Annotated in this window: 13 protein-coding genes; 6 read left to right on the top strand and 7 right to left on the bottom strand. The window is 58.7% G+C overall.

Going from position 1 to position 19,985, the window contains the following annotated elements:
* Positions 1 to 112: 112 nt before the first annotated feature.
* Together EOM25_06785 and EOM25_06780 are read right to left on the bottom strand one after the other, a co-directional pair.
* Positions 113 to 1,462 (bottom strand): NADP-specific glutamate dehydrogenase, encoded by a 1,350-nt coding sequence (locus tag EOM25_06785; protein NCC24889.1) that lies wholly within the window; start codon positions 1,460 to 1,462, stop codon positions 113 to 115.
* Positions 1,463 to 1,599: 137 nt separating this feature from the next.
* Positions 1,600 to 4,215 (bottom strand): phosphoenolpyruvate synthase, encoded by a 2,616-nt coding sequence (locus EOM25_06780; protein NCC24888.1) that lies wholly within the window; start codon positions 4,213 to 4,215, stop codon positions 1,600 to 1,602.
* 371 nt (positions 4,216 to 4,586) lie between these two features.
* On the opposite strand from EOM25_06780, the gene selB reads away from it, so the two are divergent.
* Together selB and EOM25_06770 are read left to right on the top strand one after the other, a co-directional pair.
* On the top strand, positions 4,587 to 6,491 hold the full coding sequence (gene selB / locus EOM25_06775; GenBank protein NCC24887.1) for a selenocysteine-specific translation elongation factor: 1,905 nt from the start codon (positions 4,587 to 4,589) through the stop codon (positions 6,489 to 6,491).
* A gap of 273 nt (positions 6,492 to 6,764) precedes the next feature.
* Entirely contained in the window at positions 6,765 to 7,211 is a 447-nt protein-coding gene (locus tag EOM25_06770; GenBank protein ID NCC24886.1) for a universal stress protein, read from the top strand.
* A 265-nt stretch (positions 7,212 to 7,476) separates the two neighbouring features.
* On the opposite strand, the gene EOM25_06765 is transcribed toward EOM25_06770, so the two are convergent.
* Both EOM25_06765 and EOM25_06760 read right to left on the bottom strand, forming a co-directional pair.
* Complete coding sequence (locus EOM25_06765; GenBank protein NCC24885.1) at positions 7,477 to 8,859, bottom strand: MBL fold metallo-hydrolase; 1,383 nt, start codon at positions 8,857 to 8,859, stop codon at positions 7,477 to 7,479.
* Positions 8,860 to 9,008: 149 nt separating this feature from the next.
* Positions 9,009 to 9,800 carry an alpha/beta hydrolase gene (locus tag EOM25_06760; protein NCC24884.1) on the bottom strand — a complete coding sequence of 264 codons (792 nt, stop codon included), beginning with the start codon at positions 9,798 to 9,800 and terminating at the stop codon, positions 9,009 to 9,011.
* A 392-nt stretch (positions 9,801 to 10,192) separates the two neighbouring features.
* Here EOM25_06760 and maf point away from each other — a divergent pair, with 392 nt between their 5' ends.
* The 4 genes from maf to EOM25_06740 are packed head-to-tail and all read left to right on the top strand — an operon-like array spanning position 10,193 to position 15,816.
* Positions 10,193 to 10,831 (top strand): septum formation protein Maf, encoded by a 639-nt coding sequence (gene maf, locus EOM25_06755; protein NCC24883.1) that lies wholly within the window; start codon positions 10,193 to 10,195, stop codon positions 10,829 to 10,831.
* Between the two features lie 29 nt (positions 10,832 to 10,860).
* Positions 10,861 to 11,319, top strand: a complete 459-nt coding sequence (locus EOM25_06750) for a phosphatidylglycerophosphatase A (protein NCC24882.1) — start codon at positions 10,861 to 10,863, stop codon at positions 11,317 to 11,319.
* A 15-nt stretch (positions 11,320 to 11,334) separates the two neighbouring features.
* Positions 11,335 to 12,390, top strand: a complete 1,056-nt coding sequence (locus tag EOM25_06745) for a hypothetical protein (GenBank protein NCC24881.1) — start codon at positions 11,335 to 11,337, stop codon at positions 12,388 to 12,390.
* Between the two features lie 48 nt (positions 12,391 to 12,438).
* Complete coding sequence (locus tag EOM25_06740) at positions 12,439 to 15,816, top strand: MFS transporter (protein ID NCC24880.1); 3,378 nt, start codon at positions 12,439 to 12,441, stop codon at positions 15,814 to 15,816.
* On the opposite strand, the gene EOM25_06735 is transcribed toward EOM25_06740, so the two are convergent.
* The 3 genes from EOM25_06735 to EOM25_06725 form a co-directional block, all read right to left on the bottom strand.
* Positions 15,817 to 16,188 carry a response regulator gene (locus EOM25_06735; protein NCC24879.1) on the bottom strand — a complete coding sequence of 124 codons (372 nt, stop codon included), beginning with the start codon at positions 16,186 to 16,188 and terminating at the stop codon, positions 15,817 to 15,819. It lies immediately after the preceding gene.
* Complete coding sequence (locus tag EOM25_06730) at positions 16,179 to 17,849, bottom strand: response regulator (protein NCC24878.1); 1,671 nt, start codon at positions 17,847 to 17,849, stop codon at positions 16,179 to 16,181. The genes EOM25_06735 and EOM25_06730 overlap by 10 nt, the downstream gene beginning before the upstream one ends.
* A 379-nt stretch (positions 17,850 to 18,228) precedes the next feature.
* Positions 18,229 to 19,572 carry a hypothetical protein gene (locus EOM25_06725; protein ID NCC24877.1) on the bottom strand — a complete coding sequence of 448 codons (1,344 nt, stop codon included), beginning with the start codon at positions 19,570 to 19,572 and terminating at the stop codon, positions 18,229 to 18,231.
* Positions 19,573 to 19,985 lie beyond the last annotated feature (413 nt).

The raw sequence follows: 19,985 nt of genomic DNA, 5'->3' as shown, positions 1-19,985 counted from the left end.
GTATTAAGGCGACGTGGTTTGAACTACACAAAAGCCGGGGCCCGGAGCGGATGCTCCTGGCTCCGGCTTTTGTCGGTGCCGGCAGCGAGGCTATTCGGCCAAGGGTCTGGTGTTACACCACGCCATGATCGAGCATGGTGTCGGCTACCCTACGGAATCCGGCGATATTCGCTCCGGCCACCAAATCGCCTTTCATGCCGAATTCCTCCGCGGCCTCCACACATTGCTTGTGGATATTCCTCATGATTTGCTGAAGTTTTTGATCGACCTCCTCTCTCGTCCATCTCAGACGCATCGAGTTCTGGGACATTTCAAGGCCTGAGACCGCCACTCCGCCGGCGTTGGCCGCCTTGCTCAATCCGTAGAGAAGTCTCGAAGATTGGACCAGGTGCACAGCGTCCGGCTCGGTGGGCATGTTCGCTCCTTCACAGACCAGGCAACATCCGGCATCGCAAAGGTGCTTGGCGTCGTCCAGACTGATTTCGTTCTGGGTTGCCGAGGGGAAGGCGCAGTCGCATTTGATTCCCCAGGGGCGACATCCTTCGTAGTATTCGACTCCCCTGAATTTTTCCGCGTACTCTTTGATTCGACCGTATCGGATGTTTTTGAGTTCGATCACATATCTCAATTTCTCCTCGTCGATTCCTGTCGGATCGTAAATCGTCCCGTTGGAGTCGGACAGGGAGACGACCTTTCCTCCAAGCTGAAGAATTTTTTCCACGGTGAACTGGGCCACGTTTCCCGATCCGCTGACGACACAGGTTTTTCCCTCCAGGCTGTCGTTCCGGGTCCGGAGCATCTCCTGGGCAAAATACACAGCCCCATATCCGGTGGCTTCGGGCCGGATCAAGGATCCTCCCCAATTGATGCCCTTGCCGGTCAACACGCCCGTGAACTCGTTGCGGAGCCTTTTGTACTGGCCGAACATGAAGCCGATTTCCCTGGCGCCCACTCCGATGTCGCCTGCCGGCACATCCGTATCGGCTCCGATGTGGCGTTGCAGTTCGGTCATGAAGGATTGGCAGAACCTCATGATCTCGGCGTCGGACTTGTATTTCGGGTCGAAATCGGAGCCTCCTTTGCCGCCACCCATGGGCAGGGTGGTCAAGGAGTTTTTGAAAATCTGCTCAAAACCCAAAAATTTGATGACCCCGAGATTCACGCTCGGATGAAAACGGATTCCTCCTTTGTACGGCCCAAGGGCACTGTTGAACTGAACCCTGAAGCCTCTGTTCACATGAACTTTTCCTTTATCATCCTGCCAGGGTACTCTGAAGGTGATGATTCTCTCCGGCTCGACAATCCTGCCGAGGATGTTGGCCTCGATATAGGCTGGCTTGGCCGCTATCACCGGTTCGAGAGATTCCAGAACCTCCCGGACGGCCTGGTGGAACTCGCGTTCGTTCGGATCACGTTTGAAGACCTGATCCAGTACGCTTTGAATATACTCCTTTGCTTTCATGTATCCTCCCTGAGAATTTGATTTTCAACGAAAAAAAAGAAGCATATATTCTTCTTGGGATTGAAAAACAAGCCGTCGGCCTGTCGAAGGCCTCGCGGGCGCAAGAGATCCTGACAATCAGGTATGACCGCCACTGACTACCGATGATGGCAGATCAGTCTTTGTTTGAGCATGTCTGCGACGATTCGCAGATCCTGGTCCGTCAGGTCGTGGACCCCCACGGCTTCGGACAGATCGGCTTTTTCGGGAACTAGTTCCTCAAGTCGATTTTTGAACCCGGCCAGCCAGGAAAAATTTGCGATGACGCCAGGTGATTCCGGGAAAACGGCCAGATAGAAAATTCCGGTTTCCACGAGATCAAGAAAGAAATGGCTGCCGTATGAAAGCTCCGGCATGAGATTGCCGTCGCTCCAGGCAATTTCTCCAAGCACTGCGATATTGTTGATTTCTGAAAAGCGAACCGGGACGCCCAAGGACGGAGTCGTGGTTCCCCATCGTCCGGGACCGAGGAGCATCACTGCCTGGCGGTCTCTATTGGTGATCTGTTTGTTCAACTGTCCAACAAGACGGGCAACCTCGAATTTTTTGGCCAGGGGCAACTCGGCGTATTCCTTGGGACGGACGTGGATGATTCGGTGGATGCGTATATCGATGTTTCCGCCGAAGAAATTTCCGTCAAAATTTAGAAAAAATTGGTGCGCGAGAACGGCATCAGGGAGTTCGACCCGGTTGGTCCTCCCCGTAGTCTGCATGGGGCGGCATTGGAGCAGATTGATTCGATATGAGTCATCCGTGGAAAAATTGACCGTGAATTCCGTGTCCACCGGGTACTGGTAGATCGCTTCCAGTTTTTTCAGCAGGGCCCTCATGATCTGCGGATAGGAAGACGTCGAAAGCAGTTCGTCGAAGGTGATGTTCCATGCCTCCTGATTGCGTATGCCCAGTTTTCGGATACGTTCGTTTACCTCATGGTCACGCACTCCAATGCGGTCGAGAGAAATCCCCAGATTTTGTCCCATCAGGTCCAGGATGGACATGGTCGTCAGCGTGTTTTCCTTGAGGTCCAGCACGTCCACTTCACGCTGGGAAAAACGCCGCAGGTCTTCACCTCCGGCATGGGGGTGCTGAAGGGGTGAGTCGAGAGCAACGATCCTGGGGTAATCCCCCTCGGTTCTGTTCACGGCCCTGGTCCCCAGGCCGAAGACAAGTCGAAGCATCCCCGCCTCGGGATTCATGTCCCGTTTCCATGTGTAGATATTGTATGAAAAACCGACCCCGGCTAAATCTGGGAGAAAGAGATGCCCGCGGTGGGAGCCGGAAACGCGTTGCACCAGTAGGGCCATCTGTTCGTCGGCCTGGGCCATGCCCCGCTGGAGTCGGTAGGTTAGGGCGTCCTCGTTCACGGTGCTGGCGTAGATACTTCGGACAGCGTCTTCGAATTGCTGATAGCGTTCCTGCGGCCGTCCTTGGTTCGCGAGAAAAATGCTGTCGTACTTGCCTGCAAAGGCATTTCCAAAGTTGTCTTCCAGGAGGCTGCTGGAGCGGACAATGATGGGCGATTGCCCGAAATATTCAAGCATTCGTTTGAATTGTTCGCGAATTTCGTCTGGAAAGAACCCCGTCTGAAGTCTTTTTTTCAGTATTTGTCCTGCCTTGAAATATCCCTCCTTGGTCTTGTGCTTCATGTAGAGTTTCCACCAGCCGTTCTGAACCAGGTAGGTATAGAAGACGTCCGAACCGATGTAGAAGGAATCGTGTGGTTCCAGTAGGCTGCTCCAGTCGATGGCATGGTCTTTTTCCAAGATTTTTCGGGCCACGAGCATGCCCACGGCCTTGCCGCCGATGCTTCCTGTGCCGATGAGTCGTTCTCGTAGACGGACCAGGTCCTCAAGGCTGAAATTCTTCCGGACCAAGGCGGACATGCGCGGCTCCCTGGTGACCATGATCATGCAGATCCGTTCGACCATGTCCTGGATTTCCGACGTGTTCCATGGTTTGTGCAGGAGCTGTTCGGCCTCCATGAACAGTCGGTCCCAATAGTCAAGACTTCGTTTGCCACTCTCGGGTCGGCGGCGGGTCAGTTCAGTGAAGAGCAGGGCCGCATCGACACTGCTGACAATGGCCGTAAAACTTCCATTTTCCCTGACGTGGGGCAGAAACATGGTCGGAGAGTAGCGTTGCCAGGCCTTGAGGGGATGGACGTACATCCTGCCGTTTTCGTCGAAGACGTCGATCAAAAGTTGGGTCGTTTCCCGGATGCGGGCCACGGTCTGATAGGAATGGCTGTTTCGAAAAAGGGCGAAGTAGGCGATGGTGTTCAGTTCAAAAAGATACGGGCAGGTGATGACGAAGAAATTGCCGATCATCAGGTCCGTTGCCCAGTCGGACAGTAGATTTGACAGGCAGTCAAAGACATAAAACGTGCCAACGCCCTGGCTTTTGATGATTCGGAACACTGCGGAGGAAAAGGATTCAAAGCCATCACCGGGATCGAGATGATACCGGATGACGTCCGATGGCCCGTCGTTGACGAGGGGAGCATGGTCTGCAAAGCGAATGTAGACAACCTTTCTGTTTTCCCGCAGGGCGGCCTGGATAAAGGCATGGGCAAAATACCGATAATTCTCCAAGTCGGAAACCTGCCAGACCACATTGTCGCCGATCCGCAATCTGTCCACCATGGTGTCGAAAGAGGGAATTCCTGAAGTGACCGGTTCGCCCTGGATATTCGTGAAGCGCGTTCCGCGAACCATACCGGTTCTGGATGGTGTCAGGTCCTGCTCAATATTCCCGGCGTGTGGGCTGTCTCGTTCATCCTTTTCTCGCATGGCCTGTCTCCCGGCACGGAAAATGGTTTTTTCAGATCGTGATTGCCTGGTCTGCAAAGACTTGGGGCGAGGCCAATTTGATCTGAGAGAGATCTGCGAATCATGCTGTCCGGCTCTGTCATTGTCACGTACCTTTGGCTGAACGCCTGGGTTTGTCAATTGTCGATGTGTTTGAAATCCGTGCCGTTGGGCCTGGAGTGTCGGCCTAGTTTTTTGACAAACCCTCGGGCCGAAGGATAGCGTTCCGGACTCAATCACAGCAACCGCGGGCCGTTAGGCGCGCGTGGAGGTTTTCGATGCCAGTCATCATGGGCACGGCCGGACACATCGACCACGGCAAGACAACTCTGATCAAGGCCCTGACGGGCATAAACTGCGACCGTCTGGCCGAGGAGCAGAAGCGTGGCATCACCATTGAGCTGGGCTTCGCCTTTCTGGATCTGAAACCCGGGTTGCGGCTGGGAATCATCGACGTGCCGGGGCATGAGCGGTTCGTGAAGAATATGGTGGCCGGGGCCGCCGGGATCGATTTCGTGGTCCTGGTCATTGCCGCGGACGAGGGCATCATGCCTCAGACCAGGGAGCATCTGGACATCTGTGTTCTGCTGGGCGTGGAGCAGGGTCTGGTGGCTCTGACCAAGGCAGACATGGTGGACAAGGACTGGTTGGAGATGGTCCAGGAGGAGGTGGCCGAATACCTGGAGGGTTCATTCCTGGCCGGTGCGCCTATCATCCCAGTCTCGGCCCACACCGGGGCCGGGCTTGAGGAATTGAAGGCCGAGTTGGTCCGGATGACGGAGGAATTCCGGCCCAGGAGGCGATCCGACCTTTTTCGCCTGCCCGTGGACCGGGTTTTCACTATGCGTGGCCACGGCACGGTGGTCACGGGAACCAGCTTTTCGGGCACGGTGGCCGCAGGCGATGAAATGGAGGTCTATCCCAGGGGGCTTCGAAGCAAGGTTCGGTCCCTGCAGGCCCACGGCGAGGCCTCGGAACGGGTCACGGCCGGCCAGCGAACGGCCGTCAATCTCTATGGTTTGGAGGTCCAGGATCTGGAGCGGGGCGACATCCTGGCCGCCCCGGGGAGCCTGTTTCCAAGTCCGGTCTGGGACCTAGAGCTGGACTATTTGGCCTCGGCCGGGAGGAGTCTCAAGAACAGGACCCAAATCCACTTCCACCACGGCACCCGTGAGGTTTTGGCCCGGATCTATCTTCTGGACCGGGACATTCTGGAGCCCGGGGATCGGGTCGTCTGCCAGGTCCGGTTCGAAGAACCCCTGACCGGAGTGTTCGGTGATCGCTGCATCGTCCGGTCCTTCTCTCCTTTGCAGACCATCGGCGGGGCCAGAATCATCAACCCCCTGGGCCGCAAGGTGAAGCGGTTCTCCAAGGGGGTGGAGAACCTCAAAAAGCTGGCCGAGCTGCATGGCCCCGAGCTTGTGGCCGCCCAGTTGGAGCTATCCGGGCCCCAGGGCCTGACTTTTGCCCAGCTCCGGATCATGACCGACATGGAGTCCAAGGAATTGGAGCGGACCCTGCAGCAGATGGGCGGACGCCAGGAGGCCTTTCTGTTCGACCGCGACCAGCGCAAGTACGTGGCCGGGACCGTGGTCCGGGACTTGGGGCAGGGTCTGGTGGATTATCTGGCCGGATACCACCGGCGACAGCCCATGCGCCAGGGCCTGGGCCGAGGTGAACTGGAATCGGCTTGGGCCAAGGGCCTGGACCAGAAGCTGGTGCATTTTCTTATCGAACGTCAGGCCCGGGACGAGGCCGTGGTCGTGGAGCAGGACCTGATCCGGCTTCCGGACCACCGGGTGTCCCTGGCCTCTGACGTGGCCAAGGCCAGACAATCCATTCTGGACGCGTTCTCGGCCGGGGGGCTGACTCCGCCGACCCTCAAGGTGGTTCTGGCCGATCTCTCCCTGACACCCAAGGAGGCCGGGCCGATTCTCCGGGTCCTTCAGGAAGCCGGAGAATTGATCAAGATCAACGAGGATCTCTACTTCACGGCCACGGCCATCGAAGGCCTCGTGCAGACCATCCGGGATTTCTTCGCCGATCACGAGGCCATGGAACCATCCGATTTCAAGGACCTGACCGGACTGTCGCGCAAGTTCGCCATCCCTCTCCTGGAGTATCTGGACAAATCCAGGATCACCATGCGGGTCGGGGATCGGAGAATGCTCAGAGGCGTGTAGATCGTCGTCGGATTTCAAGGTATCACGTTTTGTTTCGGTGACGGTTGACAATCATCGACCAACGGACTTACGGCCAATACTAGAATCAAGAGCGATTCTGGTCCTGTACGGAATGTTTTCCAGGGCACGGATATTTTTTTTTGTTGCGACCTCTTCAGGTTCAATGACTGAATCAATCCTCAACGCAGATGATCTTTTCTCACTTCATCTGTCCGGCTGGTGATCAAGACACTCCATTCGACAACCCAGTAGCCTTTTCAAGGAGGACTCGTCATGGAAATTAAAACCATTCTTTGGCCCACCGACACTTCCGAAGAAGCTTCTCAAGCCTTGCCTTATGCCCAGTCGCTGGCGGAAAAATATCAAGCCGAAATCATAGTTCTCAATGTTCAGGACGAGGTGACCCGCTATGAACAGTTGGCCGAGGCCATAAATCCGGACATTCTTGAGCATGTGCGCAAGCAATTCATGAATAAAAGCCAAAAGGCCTTGAACACGATCTGTGATCAGCTTGGGGGTGCGTGTCCAAGACATAAGCAGGTGGTGATCAACGGCGACGCAGCAGAGGAAATTTTGAAATTCGTCGACAAAAACAATATCGATCTTGTCGTCATGGCCACTCATGGATACGGTGGGGTCAAGCGTTTCGCCTTTGGAAGCGTGGTGGAAAAAGTTACCCGGCGATGCCCGGTTCCTGTGCTCACTGTCCGATGCAAATAATCCGCATCGTCATCGGGGGAGAAGTTTTTTGGAGATATCGGTGATTACGGATTTCAGGGAGGTGTTTGGCCTGTCCCGCGAGTCCATCAACCCTTTTTTTGAATGTCCGGAAACGACCAGGAACAGCGTGCGCTTTTGGGGCCGGAGGATGCTTTCCGGAGAATGAATCGTCCCATGGACTCTTGTCCCAAATATAGGGAAACGCAAGACGGCCCGGACGGAATTTCCGTCTGGGCCGTCTTCGTTGAGGTTCGGTCTGCCATGGTCAGGCAATCACGGGAAACCCGGCCGCGGTCCAGGCGAAGATGCCTCCGGCCATGGAGCTGACCCTGGCGTGGCCGTGCTGGCGGAGGAAGCTGGCGGCGATGTTGGAGCGGAATCCGCTGCCGCAATAGACCACGATTTCCCGGTCCGGGTCGCCCGAGGGAAATTTTCCGGCCAGGATGTCCGTCAAGGGGAGATGCTCGGACCTTTCCAGCTTGCCTGCGGCCCGTTCGGCCGGGGTGCGGACGTCGAGGAGGGTGAAATCGGTTTTGTTCTGCCGCTCCCGGAGCTGATGGGGCGAGATCTGGGGCAGCTGGGCCACGGGCCGCCCGCTCAGGAGCCAGGACATGATGCCGCCCGAGAGGTAGCCGAAGATGCGGTCGTAGCCGATGCGGTGGAGTTCGGTGACCATGCGCTCGTACTCGTTCCGGCCGGGGACCACGAGAAGGAGGTCTGAGTCGGGATCGACGACCATGCCTACCCAGTTGGCCAGTTGTTTCTCGAAGCCGATGTTGACGCTTCCGGGGATGTGGAACCCGCCGAACCCGGCCGAGTCCCGGACATCGATGACCAAAGCCCCCCGCTTCATTTCGCCCTCGAACTGGCCCGGGGTCATGGCCTTGTCCATGGGGCAGGTGTCCAGGAGGGGGGCCCCCTTCATGTTGGTTTCGATGATGTGGGTGAAGCTCTTGGGCCGGGTGGGGAAGGTCGAGCCGATCTCCCGGGCGAAGTCCTCGAAGGAGGCGAAGCGGAGCATGGGGTTGGCCCGGCGCTCGTAGCCCAGGGTGGAGTTGCGCTTGGGGCTCATGCCCCGGCCGCACAGGGAACCCTCGCCGTGGGCCGGGAAGACCTCGACATGGTCGGGATATTTGGCCAGCTTGACGTAGAGGGAGGTGTAGAGGTTGCTGATCTGCTCGTCGAGGATTTCCTGTCCGGCCAGGTCGGGCCGTCCGATGTCCCCGACAAAGAGAACGTCCCCGGTCAGGATCATCTCGGGCTCGGGGGACCGGGCCGTGTCCGTGACCAGAAGGGAAATGGCGTGAGGGGTGTGGCCCGGGGTGTGGACGACCTCCATCTGAGCCGGGCCGATGACGATGACGTCGCCTTCGTCTAGGGGCCTGCGGGGATAGGAAACCGGGGAATCTTTTTGGATGTGGATGTCGGCCCCGGTGGCGGCTTTGAGTTCCTGGGCCCCGCTGACGTGGTCGGCGTGGACGTGGGTTTCGATGATGTGGGTGATGCGCATGCCCTCGTTGCGGGAGATGTCCAGATAGTCCTGGATGTCCCGCTTGGGGTCGACGACGGCCATGGCCCGGGCTCGAGGGCAGCCGATGCAATAGGAGAAGCAGCCGAGTCCTTCCACGGCGATTTGCTTGAAGTACATGATTCACTCCCGTTGTTGAGATTTCATATCGATTAGGCAGGGTGGAAGGTGGTTGTCAATGTCTTTGGCCGGCAAGCCAACTGAATTCAGGATGGCAGGGTCGACCGGCCAGTTATCACGCGAAACGAAGAGATGAAAAAATCAGACTGTCAAGACGCATTCTTGTCCGTGTCCTGGCCGATGTGGGCCGCAAAATCCAGCACGGCCCGTTCGTAGGCCGGGCCGGAAACCGAGATCAGGTCGTTGTGCCTGGCGGCTTTGGCCTGAAAGAAGAATTTCGGTTCCCTGGCCTTGGCCATGATCTGCCGGCCATGTGTAAATGGAACCACCTCGTCGCGGTCGCCATGGATGACGAGAATCGGGGCCTCAATTTTTTCCACCTTGGCGATGTTCCTGAACCGGTCGAACGGAAAGATCGGGATTCTGGTCACCACCCTGAAGGCGGTGGTAAAGCCTCCTTCAACGATTAGCCCGCCAACTCTGCGCCGCGAGGCCAGATCCGTGGCCGGTCCGCTACCCACGGAGCGGCCGTAGAGAATGATCCCGGCCGGATCCAGCATTTTTTTCCTCGTCAGATAGTCGTAGGCGGCATCGATAGCGGCATAGGCTCCGGCCTCGGAGGGTCGACCCGGACTCAGGCCGTATCCTGGATAGTCGTAGGCCAGAACCGAGAACCCCAGACCGTGGAGGAGTTCGAGGACGGGTCGGATGTGGCCGAGATCCTCGGCGTTGCCGTGGCTGTAGAGGATGGTATGCCGGGACCCGGGATTAACCAGGTACAGGGCGACGATGGGTCCGTCTCGGGGGCCGGGAATCATGAGCAGGTCCGGGTCGTTGCCGTAGCTGGGCCTTGGGGGGACGAAGATGAGCCTTTCGCTGAAGAAAAAGGCCGCGACGGCCATCACGACATAGAGGACGACAAGGAATTTGAGAAGGATCATGGGGGCACCAAGGATTCTAGAGAGGTTCGGGATCGGGCACGTCAATGGTTTCTCGTCACGATTCCAGCTATTTTCGGTCGGAATGTGCCTGTTTTATGGGGTTGAAACTTTTTTCGTCGGTCGTATGCCCTCAAGCCGTTGCGTTTGAGATCCAATAGAATCCTTTCTGGTGGCTGGCAACGTTTTGATGAACGGTGTCCGGTTCAGTCGGACAGTCAATCCGGTGACGCCAAGGAAAAGCTGTTGCTGGTGTTCAGGAGCTGTCAAAAAACGCCTGTGCCCTTGATCTGACTGAATCGGATTGTTGCGCGTCGGGTTCTGATCCGGTATAGAACAAGTGCCTGTTTTGAAATCCATTCGAACCGGAAGCCCGTCAAAGGATTTTCATGCCCATGCCTCTGGAGACAGTTCCTCACGGCCCCTTCAGAATCAGACAGCCTCTGGCTCTGGCCTCGGCCTCGCCCCGGAGGCAGGCTTTGCTGGCCTCCCTGGGGATCCATTTTCTGGTCGTTCCCAGCTGGGTGCCGGAACCGCCCAGACTGGCCGAGGAAGTCCCGGTGGACTACGCCCTTCGTCTGGCCAGACTCAAGGCCGGGGACATGGCGGCCCGGTTTCAGGATCATCTCGTTCTCGGGGCGGACACCATGGTCGTGGCCGACGACATAGTCCTGGGCAAGCCCGGGTCACCGGCCGCGGCCCTGGAGGCCCTGCGCCTTCTGCGGGGACGGGAGCATGAAGTGATCACCGGAGTCTGGCTCATGCGGGCCGCCGATCAGGTGGACGAAGGATTTCATGCCGTGTCCACCGTGCGGATGGCATCTTTCACGGACGATGTTTTGGCGGCCTATGTCCGTTCCGGTGAGCCCATGGACAAGGCCGGAAGCTACGCCATTCAGGGTGGAGGCGGATTTCTGGTGCGTTCGGTGACCGGATCGGTCTCCAACGTCGTGGGCCTGCCCCTGCAGGAAACGGCCGCGGCTCTGCTCAGACTTGGGGTCGTGGCCCCGGCCGAGGGCGGGGAGGGGGCGTGAAGAACCGGGCATCGAGTCTGGACCGGGCCATGGAATTCGCCTGCGCCCTGGGTCCGGCCGGATATCTGCCCAAGGCTCCGGGGACCTGGGGCTCCCTGTTGGCCACGGCCCTGGCCCCGCTGCTCTTTCTTCCCCTGGGTCCGGCGGCCCGGGTGACGGTCCTGGTCTCGGTGTTCGTGATCGGTGGGCTGATGGCCACCCGGGTGGAGCGTAATCTGGGACGGAAAGACCCCGGACAGGTTGTCATCGACGAATTGCTCGGGCAGTGGATGGCCCTCATGCCCCTTGGCGCGCCTTCAGCAGCCATGGATTGGGCCTTGGTCTGTCTGGGTTTCGGGTTGTTCCGGTTTTTTGACATCCTCAAACCATGGCCGGTGCGCAGCTCCGAGACGTGGTTGCCCGGAGGGTTCGGAATCATGATCGACGATCTTTTGGCCGGGTGCTGGGCGGCGGCCATACTCTGGGTACTGGTTTTTTTGCGGATCTGAACCAAGGAGACTGATATGCGGCGGCTTCCTCTCTTGCCCTTCGTTCTTGCGGCCATATTCGTTCTTGCCGGCAATGCCTTTGCCGAGAGCAAGAAGTTTCGAATCGGCTATCTGGAAGCCGGCCAGTACTGGGCCTATGAAGGGACCATCAAGGCCATGCAGACGGCCATGACCGCCAGAGGATGGGGCCCGGACCGGGTCGAGTATCCGGCCGACGCCTGGTTCAGTCCCGGCTGGGACGAGGAAAAGGTTCCGGAGTATCTGGAGCGGGCCAAGGAACTCATGGCCCGCGACGGCCTCGATCTGATCGTGGCCATGGGCACGGCAGCGGCCGGGGCTTTGCTGGAGGCCAACAACGGACGGACCCCGATCCTGGGCATGGCCCTGTCCGATCCGGTCAAGTCCGGGTTCGTGCCCAGCCTGGAGGATTCCGGGGTGGACAATTTCACGGTCCGCATCGTTCGGGATCGCTGGAAGATCATGTTCGAACTCTTCCATGAGATCGTGGGCTTCAAGAAGCTCGGGATCATCTATCCCGACACAGAAACGGGCCTGGTCTACGCCAATGTTCTGGATGCCCGGCAGGCAGCCAAGGAACGGGGTTTCGAACTTCTGGAATATAATCAGATCGGGACCACCGAAAGCACCGAGGACTGCCGGAAAGGGATTGAGGACCTTCTGGCCAGGGGCATGGACGCCTTTTTCATTTCGGCCCTGAACTGTTTCGATTGGGGGGCCTGCGACGTGAATCAGTTGTTCGAGCTTCTGAACAGGCACAAGATTCCAACCTTTGCCCGGGACGGATCGACCCATGTCCGAAGCGGCGCCCTGATGGCCTTTTCCACCCAGGACTTTTCGCCCATCGGCGAGTTCCTGGCCAATTCCTGCATTCGCATCCTGGAAGGCGAGAAGCCCAGGGATCTGCCCATGGTCGACAACAGCCAGCCCAAGATCGCCCTGAACATCGAAACGGCCCAGAAAATCGGGTTTGATTTTCCGGTCAACATCCTCATCGCCTCGGACGAGATCTACGAGAAGTCGGTCCTGCCCGAGGGCCGCAAGTTCCAATAGGGGACAGAGGACACGACCATCGCCGCCTCGACCGTTGATTCCAGCAGGGTGCGGACCGTTCTCAGACCTTTGATCCTAGGCCTGAGCGTCCTGATCCTGACCCAGACCCTGAGCGCGGCCCTGGGCGTATCCTCCCTGCAAAGCGCCTATCTGGAGGGCTTGCTGGCGAATCTACGGGTCCTGGGCGGGGCGGCCCGGCAGCAACTCGAGACCGGGGTCCAGTACGGAAAGCCTCTGGGAGCCTTCGCCGGGGGCCAGGAAATCCTGGCCGATCTCCATGCGCTCGCTCCGAGCCTCGATTCCATCCAGGTTTTCGATACCACGGGAAAGATTCTCTTCAGTCTGGTCCAGACCGGCCCGACCGGCCATGACGCCGTGGGCGAAATCGTTCCAGGGGATCTTCTGTCCTTCGCCCTGTCGGACACATCGAAGGACGAGCCCTTCATTTTGGGCAAACATCGCCATATTGTTTTCCCGATTGTCAAGAGCGGCACCCTCCAAGGCTTCCTGACCCTGCAGGTGACCGAGGAGACCATCAGGTCCAGACTGGAGGGTTTTGTTCGGTGGAATCTGACGGCCCTGTCCTGGACCGTCTTAGTCGTGGGCCTGGCCCTGTGGGGGTGGCTGGGCTGGGTCTCGGCGGCCAACACCGACCCGACCCGGCTCCGGCGGTGGTCGACCATCGTCCTCTTCCTGTTCATCGGCGGATCCCAGGTGGTCTTCGCCTTCATGAACGTCAAGCGGTTTCAGGAAACCTATCGGCAGGGCCTGGTCGGCCAGGCCGAATCCCTGGCCAGGTATCTCCAGGGAGACATCGAGTTTCTTCTGAGCAAGGGCCTCAGTATTCAGAGACTGGTGGGCATGGACAGCCTGCTGGAGCAGGTGGTGTCCATCTCTCCATCGGTGTCCCGAATCGCCATGTATGACGACGATGGACAAACCGTGGCCGAGGCCAGACAGGGGGAGGGCGCGTACGACGGGCAGACCATCACAGTGCCCCTGTTCGCCTACGGCAAGACCAAGCACCGGCATAAGGCCGTGGAAGGCTATGTGGCCGTGACCACCAACGAGTCCATGGTGGAGGGTCGGGTCAGGGGGGTTCTCTTCGATTCAGCCACGGTGGCCTTCATCTGTTTCGTCTTTCTGGCCGAGATTCTGGCCCTGACCATGGCCTGGATTCGTCCAGGACCGGTCCGGGCCGAGGACGAGGGCGTGGGAAGATTCGTCCGTTCGGCCGGGTTCCTGTTCTTTCTCGGCTACGACATGAGTGTGTCCTTTTTGCCCCTGTACATGAACATCATCTATGAGCCCCTGTTCGGGCTGTCTCGGGACGTGGTCCTGGGGCTACCCATCTCGGCCGAGATGTTCATGGCCTTTTTCGGCATCCTCTGCTCGGGGCCGTTGAGCGACCGCAAGGGATGGCGGACCTCATTCATTGCCGGGACCGTGGCCGCGGTGGCCGGGGCGGCCCTGTCCGGGCTGACCTCTGAGCCCGTTCCCTTCATCCTGGCAAGGGGTCTGGCTGGTTTCGGCTTCGGGATGCTGATCATCTCCCTGCAGACAGCCGTGCTTTCGGACCGGTCCGGGCGGGGCCGGGCCAAGGGCATCGCCAACGCCTTCGCGGGGATTTTTGCAGGAAGCATTTGCGGCAATGCCGTGGGGGCCATGCTGGCCGAGCGCCTGGGCTTCGGGCCGGTGTTCGTGGCCGGGGCCGGGGTCATGCTCCTGGCCCTGGCCTACGGCATCCTGTTCGTCCGTTCGCCCCGCGCAGTCGCGATCAAGGCCCAGGCCGGCGGACAGGTCCGGAGGACTCTTCGGTTCCTTTTGGAAAGGAGGGTCATGTTCCTGTGGATGTGCATCGGCGTGCCCGGTTCCATCGTCCTGGTGGGGCTCCTCTACTATTTCGCTCCCATCCACCTCAAAGAACTGGGCGTGACCCAGGCCAACATCGGCCGAATTTTGATGGTCTACGGCTTGTGCATCATCTATTTGGCTCCGCCTATCAACCAATGGGTGGACCGGGCCGAGCGCAAGGCTCCGTTCGTGGCCCTGGCCGGGATTCTCGGAAGTCTGTCCCTGCTGGTGTTTACATTCTGGGGTGGGGTCTGGGCGGTGCTGACGGCAGTGGTGCTCATCGGTCTATCCAACTGCCTTGGGGCGGCCTCCACGGTCATGTTTGCCCTGGAACACGATTCGGCCCGGTCCCTGGGAGAGGACACGGCCGTAAGCGCCTATCGGTCCATGGAGCGCATCGGTCAGGTCATGGGTCCGGTGATCTTTGCCCTGCTGGTGGGAACGGGCCTGGAACTGGGGACGGGTTTGCAGACCTTGGGCATTGTCTACGCGGTGACGACCCTGGTTTTCGTCCTCGGCACCCTGGCCAGACCCCGTAAGGTCTCGGCCAGGGTCGTTCAGGAAGACGTCTTGCCCGCCGGTCCGGTGCAGAAAATCCGAACGATGGAGCCTGAAGACTCCTCCGACTTCGTGGACGGGGTCAGGGTCTGCTACGGAGAGACCTATCCCGACCAAAGAATGTATAACCCGGATATCGTGGCGGCCATGCTCAAAAACGGGGACATGGTTTCTTGCGTGGCCGTCTGGAATGGATTGTTCTCAGGCCACCTGGGGCTTCTCGATCTGAAGGAGACCTCCCTCGGGTATCTCTATTGCGGTCTGGTGGTGGTCCGAACCCGGGGGCAAAACACCCTGGCGGCCATGATTGAGTCTCTGGGGGACAGGGCCTGCCAGAACGGCCGGCCAGGGATTTTTTTCGAGGTCGTCTGCTCTCATCCCATGGCTCAGAAGTCGTCCATCAGGGCCGGGGCGGTGCCGGTGGGCTATCTACCCGGCCATTTGCCGGGAACCATCGAATACAAGGGCATCTTGCCTCCGGAGCCACGGCGCCGGAATGCCTGCCTGTACTATATGACCTGCGCCTGTCGGCGGAGTGGTCGATCCCTGATGCCCGAAGCCTTCTTCCCAGTGGCGGCCACGATCTTCCAGAGCCTCGGCCTTGAACGAAGCCTGGTGACGGCGGATCGCGAATCCGTTCCGGAATCGGGCACGAAAACCCGCCTTCAGGAGCGGTGTTCGCCGGAATGGCAGACCATGGAGTGGTATGTCCAGTCCGTGGGGGATGATTTCTCTGGCTGTGTTCGGCATGTGCTGGCCTCGACTTCGGGGAAGGACTATCCCTGTCGATACCTGTATCTTTCGACCAGCGACCCGGCCGTGGCCTGCGCCGGGAAAATTCTTGTGGACGAGGGCTTCATCCCGGGAGGAGTGGTTCCCTGCATGTTCGAGGACGGGGATGGACTCCTCTATCAATATCTGGAGGCCATGGAACTGGCCGACGACCAACTGGTGTCGGATCAGGCCAAGATGCTCAAGGACTGGGTGATGGGATTTCGGGCCAAAGGCCGGTGATCAATCCAGGCGTTTTCTGACGGCGGCCAGGAAGATCGACAGATCCAGGATGGGCTTGCGGAAAATGTCGGCCTCGGTCAGGCCGCATTCGAGCAGTTCCGGAGGCAGGTCGTAGTCCATGGACCCGGTGTGGATGATGAAGGACATCCCTGGGTACAGGCGGCAGGCATGGTCGATCATGGCGCTGCCGTCCATTCCAGGAAGGCGCATGTCGACTATGGCCAGGTCGTGTGGCTGCCCGGCCAGGATTTCCAGGCCCTGTTCGGCGCTTTCGGCAAGGGTCGAGGGAATGTCGTGATCCTCGAGGAATTCGGCCAGGCTTTCCCGGATCCCCGGTTCGTCATCCACGATGAGTATCCGCTTCACGCGTATTTTTCCCCTTTGTGTCCGGCCTCGGTGGAGGGCCCCAAAAGCTCGACCAGGGTTCGCTGCAGAGCGTCCTTGTCCAGGGGTTTGCTCAGGTACCGGTCCAGGCCGGCTTCAAGGAAGGCCTCTCGGTCGCCGCGCAGGGCGTGGGCGGTGATGGCCACGATGGGCAGCTTGGCCGCCCGGGCCTTGCGGCTCAATGGGGAGGCCGAATTCCAGGAGCGGATGATTTTAGTGGCCTCCAGACCGTCGATGTCGGGCATCTGGATATCCATGAGCACACAGTCCACGTCCTCGCGTTCCAGGATATCGAGGGCTTCCCGTCCGGACTGGGCCAGAAGGACGTGAAGGCCGAAGAGTTCGAGTAGCTTTTTGGTGAACAGCTGGTTGACCCGGTCGTCCTCGGCCAGGAGAACCTTGGCCCCCCGGGGCAGGGGCTTGGCTTTGGAATGGATGTTCAGCGATTCAGTGACGGCCGGGACAAAGGGAATCTGAAGGTAGAAGGTAGAGCCGCGGTTTGGTTCGCTCTCAAAGGCTATGCTTCCGTTCATCAGGCGGACCAGGCTGCTGACGATGTTCAGGCCCATGCCTGCCCCCCGTATCCGCTCACTCCGTTCGTTTTCGGCCACGAAGGCGTCGAAGACGTGATCCTGGATTTCCTCGGGGATACCGACGCCCGTGTCTGAGACCGTGAACAGGATGCGGATTACGAGCCGGCCGTGGCTGTCATGACCCTTTGGAGACAGGGGAGCGGCCGAGATGTGGACAATGCCCTTTTCGGTATATTTGACGGCGTTGCCGACCAGATTGAAGAGAATCTGGCGAACCCGGACCCGATCTCCGATGACCTGCTGGGGCAGGTCGGGGTGGATGTCGTAGGTCAGACCCACGCCCCGTGACTGGGCTTGATACCGGAAATTGCCGTCAACGGTCCGCAGGATCTCGGTCAGATCGAAGTTTTCCTCGTTTACCGAGGCCCGTCCGGAGTCGATGCTGGACAGGTCCAGGATGTCGTTCAGGATGGTCAGCAGATTTCTGGACGAATAGAGGGCCTCTTCGATGTAGCGGCGCTGGGTCTTGTCGGCATTGGTCTCGTGCATGAGTTGAAGTAGACCCATGATCCCGTTCAAGGGGGTGCGCAGTTCGTGGCTAACATTGGCCAGAAAGCGGTCCTTGGCCCGGTTGGCGGCCTCGGCCCGGTCCCTGGCGCCGGCCAGTTCCTTGGTCCGCAGGACGACGGCGGTTTCGAGCTTCTCCCTGTACGCCTCCCGTTCCCGGACCATCTTGAGCCGCTCCAAACCCCGGTCGATGGAGTGGAGCAAGAGGTCGAGATCGGCCAGGGGTTTGACGTGATAGTCCCAGGCGCCCAGGGCCATGGCCCGGATGACGTCGTGCATGTCCCCGGTGCCGGAGACGATGATGACCGGGATGTCGGGATTTCTCGTCCGGATGTTCTCGAGAATTTCAAGGCCGTCTCGTCCGGGCATGCGAAGATCGAGCACGATCAGATCAACGGGGCGGGATTCCAGGATGTCCAGAGCACGGTCTCCGTTCTCTGCCTCGAGGACCGTGAAATCGTGGTCCTCGAGATAGTTCCGGTAGCTGTCCCGGATGCCGGGTTCGTCGTCGACGACGAGGATGGTGGGCTGGGCGTCCGATGGGGTCATGCCGGACCTTTTCGGTTCATTTTGAACGATTTCATGATTCAGTCCATATTGCACTTTCGATCTCCTGGCAACAGGCCGGTCGCCAAGGTCGGCACTGTTTCGAAGTGAGGTTTCCGCCTCTCCGGGATACGATGGAACGCTGCTGGAACGTGCCGGGATGATGCCATGAATCCGTAAGAATATGGATATGTTGAGCGATTGGTCAAGTTTGCGTCAGCTTTGGTGCAGGAAAAAAAGGCCAGGGACGTTTCGCGGTGGCCTTGACCCAAAGGGCGATGTAATCTGATGTCAAAGCCGGACTTGAATTCTGGCAAAAGTGCCATAGTTGGTCGACCCTGAAGAATATCGTTTTTCAGGGTCGACCATGGAGGGGAAAAGGTCAGTTTGTCATCAGGAGACGAAAGCCCAGGAAGTGACGTCTGCTGTCGGGGCTGCCCCAACCGCGACTGGCTGACGGGGGGTATCCGGGCCCTACGTCCCAGGCGCCCCCGCGGAAGACACGGCCGGACCCGCCGCTGGGGCCCTGGGGGTTGTTCCGGGGGCTGTTGGCGTAGTAGCTGGAATCGTACCAGTCCTGACACCATTCCCAGACATTGCCCAACATGTCATGGAGACCAAAGGCGTTGGGCTGGAAACGACCCACGGGCGCGGACACGGCAAAGCCGTCATCGCAGTTGTGAATGGCCCAATTCGACCAGGATCGTTTAGCCGTCAGGTCGGCGACATTGGCATATCGACAGGCGTCGTCCGGATTCTCGCCCCAGTACCCGGCCGTGGTCGTCATGGCCCGGGCCGCATATTCCCACTCGGCCTCGGTGGGCAGGCGATACGTCTGGGCGCTTGTGTCCGAGAGCCATCGGGCAAAGGCCGCGGCATCCTCCCAACTGACATGGACCACGGGCTGATCGTTCCCGTTCAGGTTTTTCCCCTCGTAGTCCTTGCTCGAATGGCCGGAACGGAACCGGCGAAACTGGGCATTGGTCACCTCGTATTTGCCCATCCAGAATCCGTCAACGCAGACTTCGTGGACCGGCTTCCCGTCTGATGCGCCGTCGTTGCTGCCCATCTTGAAGCACCCGCCTTCGACCCAGACGAATTCCATGTTGGTCAGCGGTTCGGTCCATTTTTTATCAGCGACAATTTTTGTCGGCGAGGATGGTTGGGGGTGTTTTGGGACCTGACCAACAGATTGCACGGTATAATGTGTCGAGAGCAGAGGATCCATCTCGTCGAAACGAATTTTGGACTGAGCGCTGGCCACGATGGCCCCGGTCAGGATGTCCACCATCCGGGCTCTGATGCGTGCATGGTCGCTGTATCCGCTGACCGTTCCGGTGATGAGAAAACCGGCCCCAAACTTCTCGAACATCTTCTTATCCCAGGTCATGCGGCCGTCGGTGTCGAAGGTCAATTCTCGGTCCAGGTCCTGGAGACGTCGCCGTTCAAGGACGACCAGGTTTTGGCGATCACCGAGGCGGTCAATGAGGGCTCCGATCAATGTTCGCTCGATCTCGTCCGTTAAGCGATTGGGATTTCCAGTATCCGCATCCACGAAAAACCGGACGACGACGTGGTATTTTTTTTGAGGATCCAGCCGACTCAAATGAATCTGAAAATCCTTGACCATGGCATTGATTTCATCGTCCAAGGCATCGGCCTGAACGCTGAAGGGAGCAGAGAGGAACACAAATAGGACAAGTCCCCTGATTATGGGAAGATGCATGGGTTTTCTCCGGGTTCAGATCGTTTTAAGCCGTTCTGTTTCAGTTCAGGGTCGGACGGTTATCTAAAAAATAGTATGAATTTATTGAGAATTCAAACGGGCCAGGCGTTGGCCAGGATAAGGGCTCCATGCCGGATTTTTCGAGGCGGCCGCGTGGAATGTGAGCACTGTTTCGATATCGTCAGACACTTTGCCCGCAGGCTTTTCGAATTTTTCCCTGAAAATCTGGTGGGGTCAAGAGGGGGCAAAAGGAGATCAGGCCATGCTGCCCGACAAATAAAAAAGGGTTAGAGCTTGTTGCTCCAACCCTTTGTTTTTCTTGGGGTGAGTGATGGGACTTGAACCCACGGCCACTTGGGCCACAACCAATAAAATACCGATTTCATACACTTTCACGAACCGGCATCAAATAC

The sequence above is a fragment of the Deltaproteobacteria bacterium genome (assembly GCA_009929795.1).
GTDB lineage: Bacteria > Desulfobacterota > Desulfovibrionia > Desulfovibrionales > Desulfomicrobiaceae > RZZR01.
The sequence above is the reverse complement of the archived record's forward strand: the minus strand, read 5'-3'. Positions and strand labels throughout refer to the sequence as shown.

What these genes read in the sequence shown, in the direction of transcription:
- EOM25_06770 (NCC24886.1), top strand. Translation starts at nt 6,765, where the DNA reads ATGGAAATTAAAACCATTCTTTGGCCCACCGACACTTCCGAAGAAGCT.
- EOM25_06785 (NCC24889.1), bottom strand. Translation starts at nt 1,462, where the DNA reads ATGAAAGCAAAGGAGTATATTCAAAGCGTACTGGATCAGGTCTTCAAA.
- EOM25_06760 (NCC24884.1), bottom strand. Translation starts at nt 9,800, where the DNA reads ATGATCCTTCTCAAATTCCTTGTCGTCCTCTATGTCGTGATGGCCGTC.
- maf (NCC24883.1), top strand. Translation starts at nt 10,193, where the DNA reads ATGCCTCTGGAGACAGTTCCTCACGGCCCCTTCAGAATCAGACAGCCT.
- EOM25_06780 (NCC24888.1), bottom strand. Translation starts at nt 4,215, where the DNA reads ATGGTTCGCGGAACGCGCTTCACGAATATCCAGGGCGAACCGGTCACT.
- EOM25_06750 (NCC24882.1), top strand. Translation starts at nt 10,861, where the DNA reads ATGGAATTCGCCTGCGCCCTGGGTCCGGCCGGATATCTGCCCAAGGCT.
- EOM25_06765 (NCC24885.1), bottom strand. Translation starts at nt 8,859, where the DNA reads ATGTACTTCAAGCAAATCGCCGTGGAAGGACTCGGCTGCTTCTCCTAT.
- selB (NCC24887.1), top strand. Translation starts at nt 4,587, where the DNA reads ATGCCAGTCATCATGGGCACGGCCGGACACATCGACCACGGCAAGACA.
- EOM25_06745 (NCC24881.1), top strand. Translation starts at nt 11,335, where the DNA reads ATGCGGCGGCTTCCTCTCTTGCCCTTCGTTCTTGCGGCCATATTCGTT.
- EOM25_06730 (NCC24878.1), bottom strand. Translation starts at nt 17,849, where the DNA reads ATGACCCCATCGGACGCCCAGCCCACCATCCTCGTCGTCGACGACGAA.
- EOM25_06725 (NCC24877.1), bottom strand. Translation starts at nt 19,572, where the DNA reads ATGCATCTTCCCATAATCAGGGGACTTGTCCTATTTGTGTTCCTCTCT.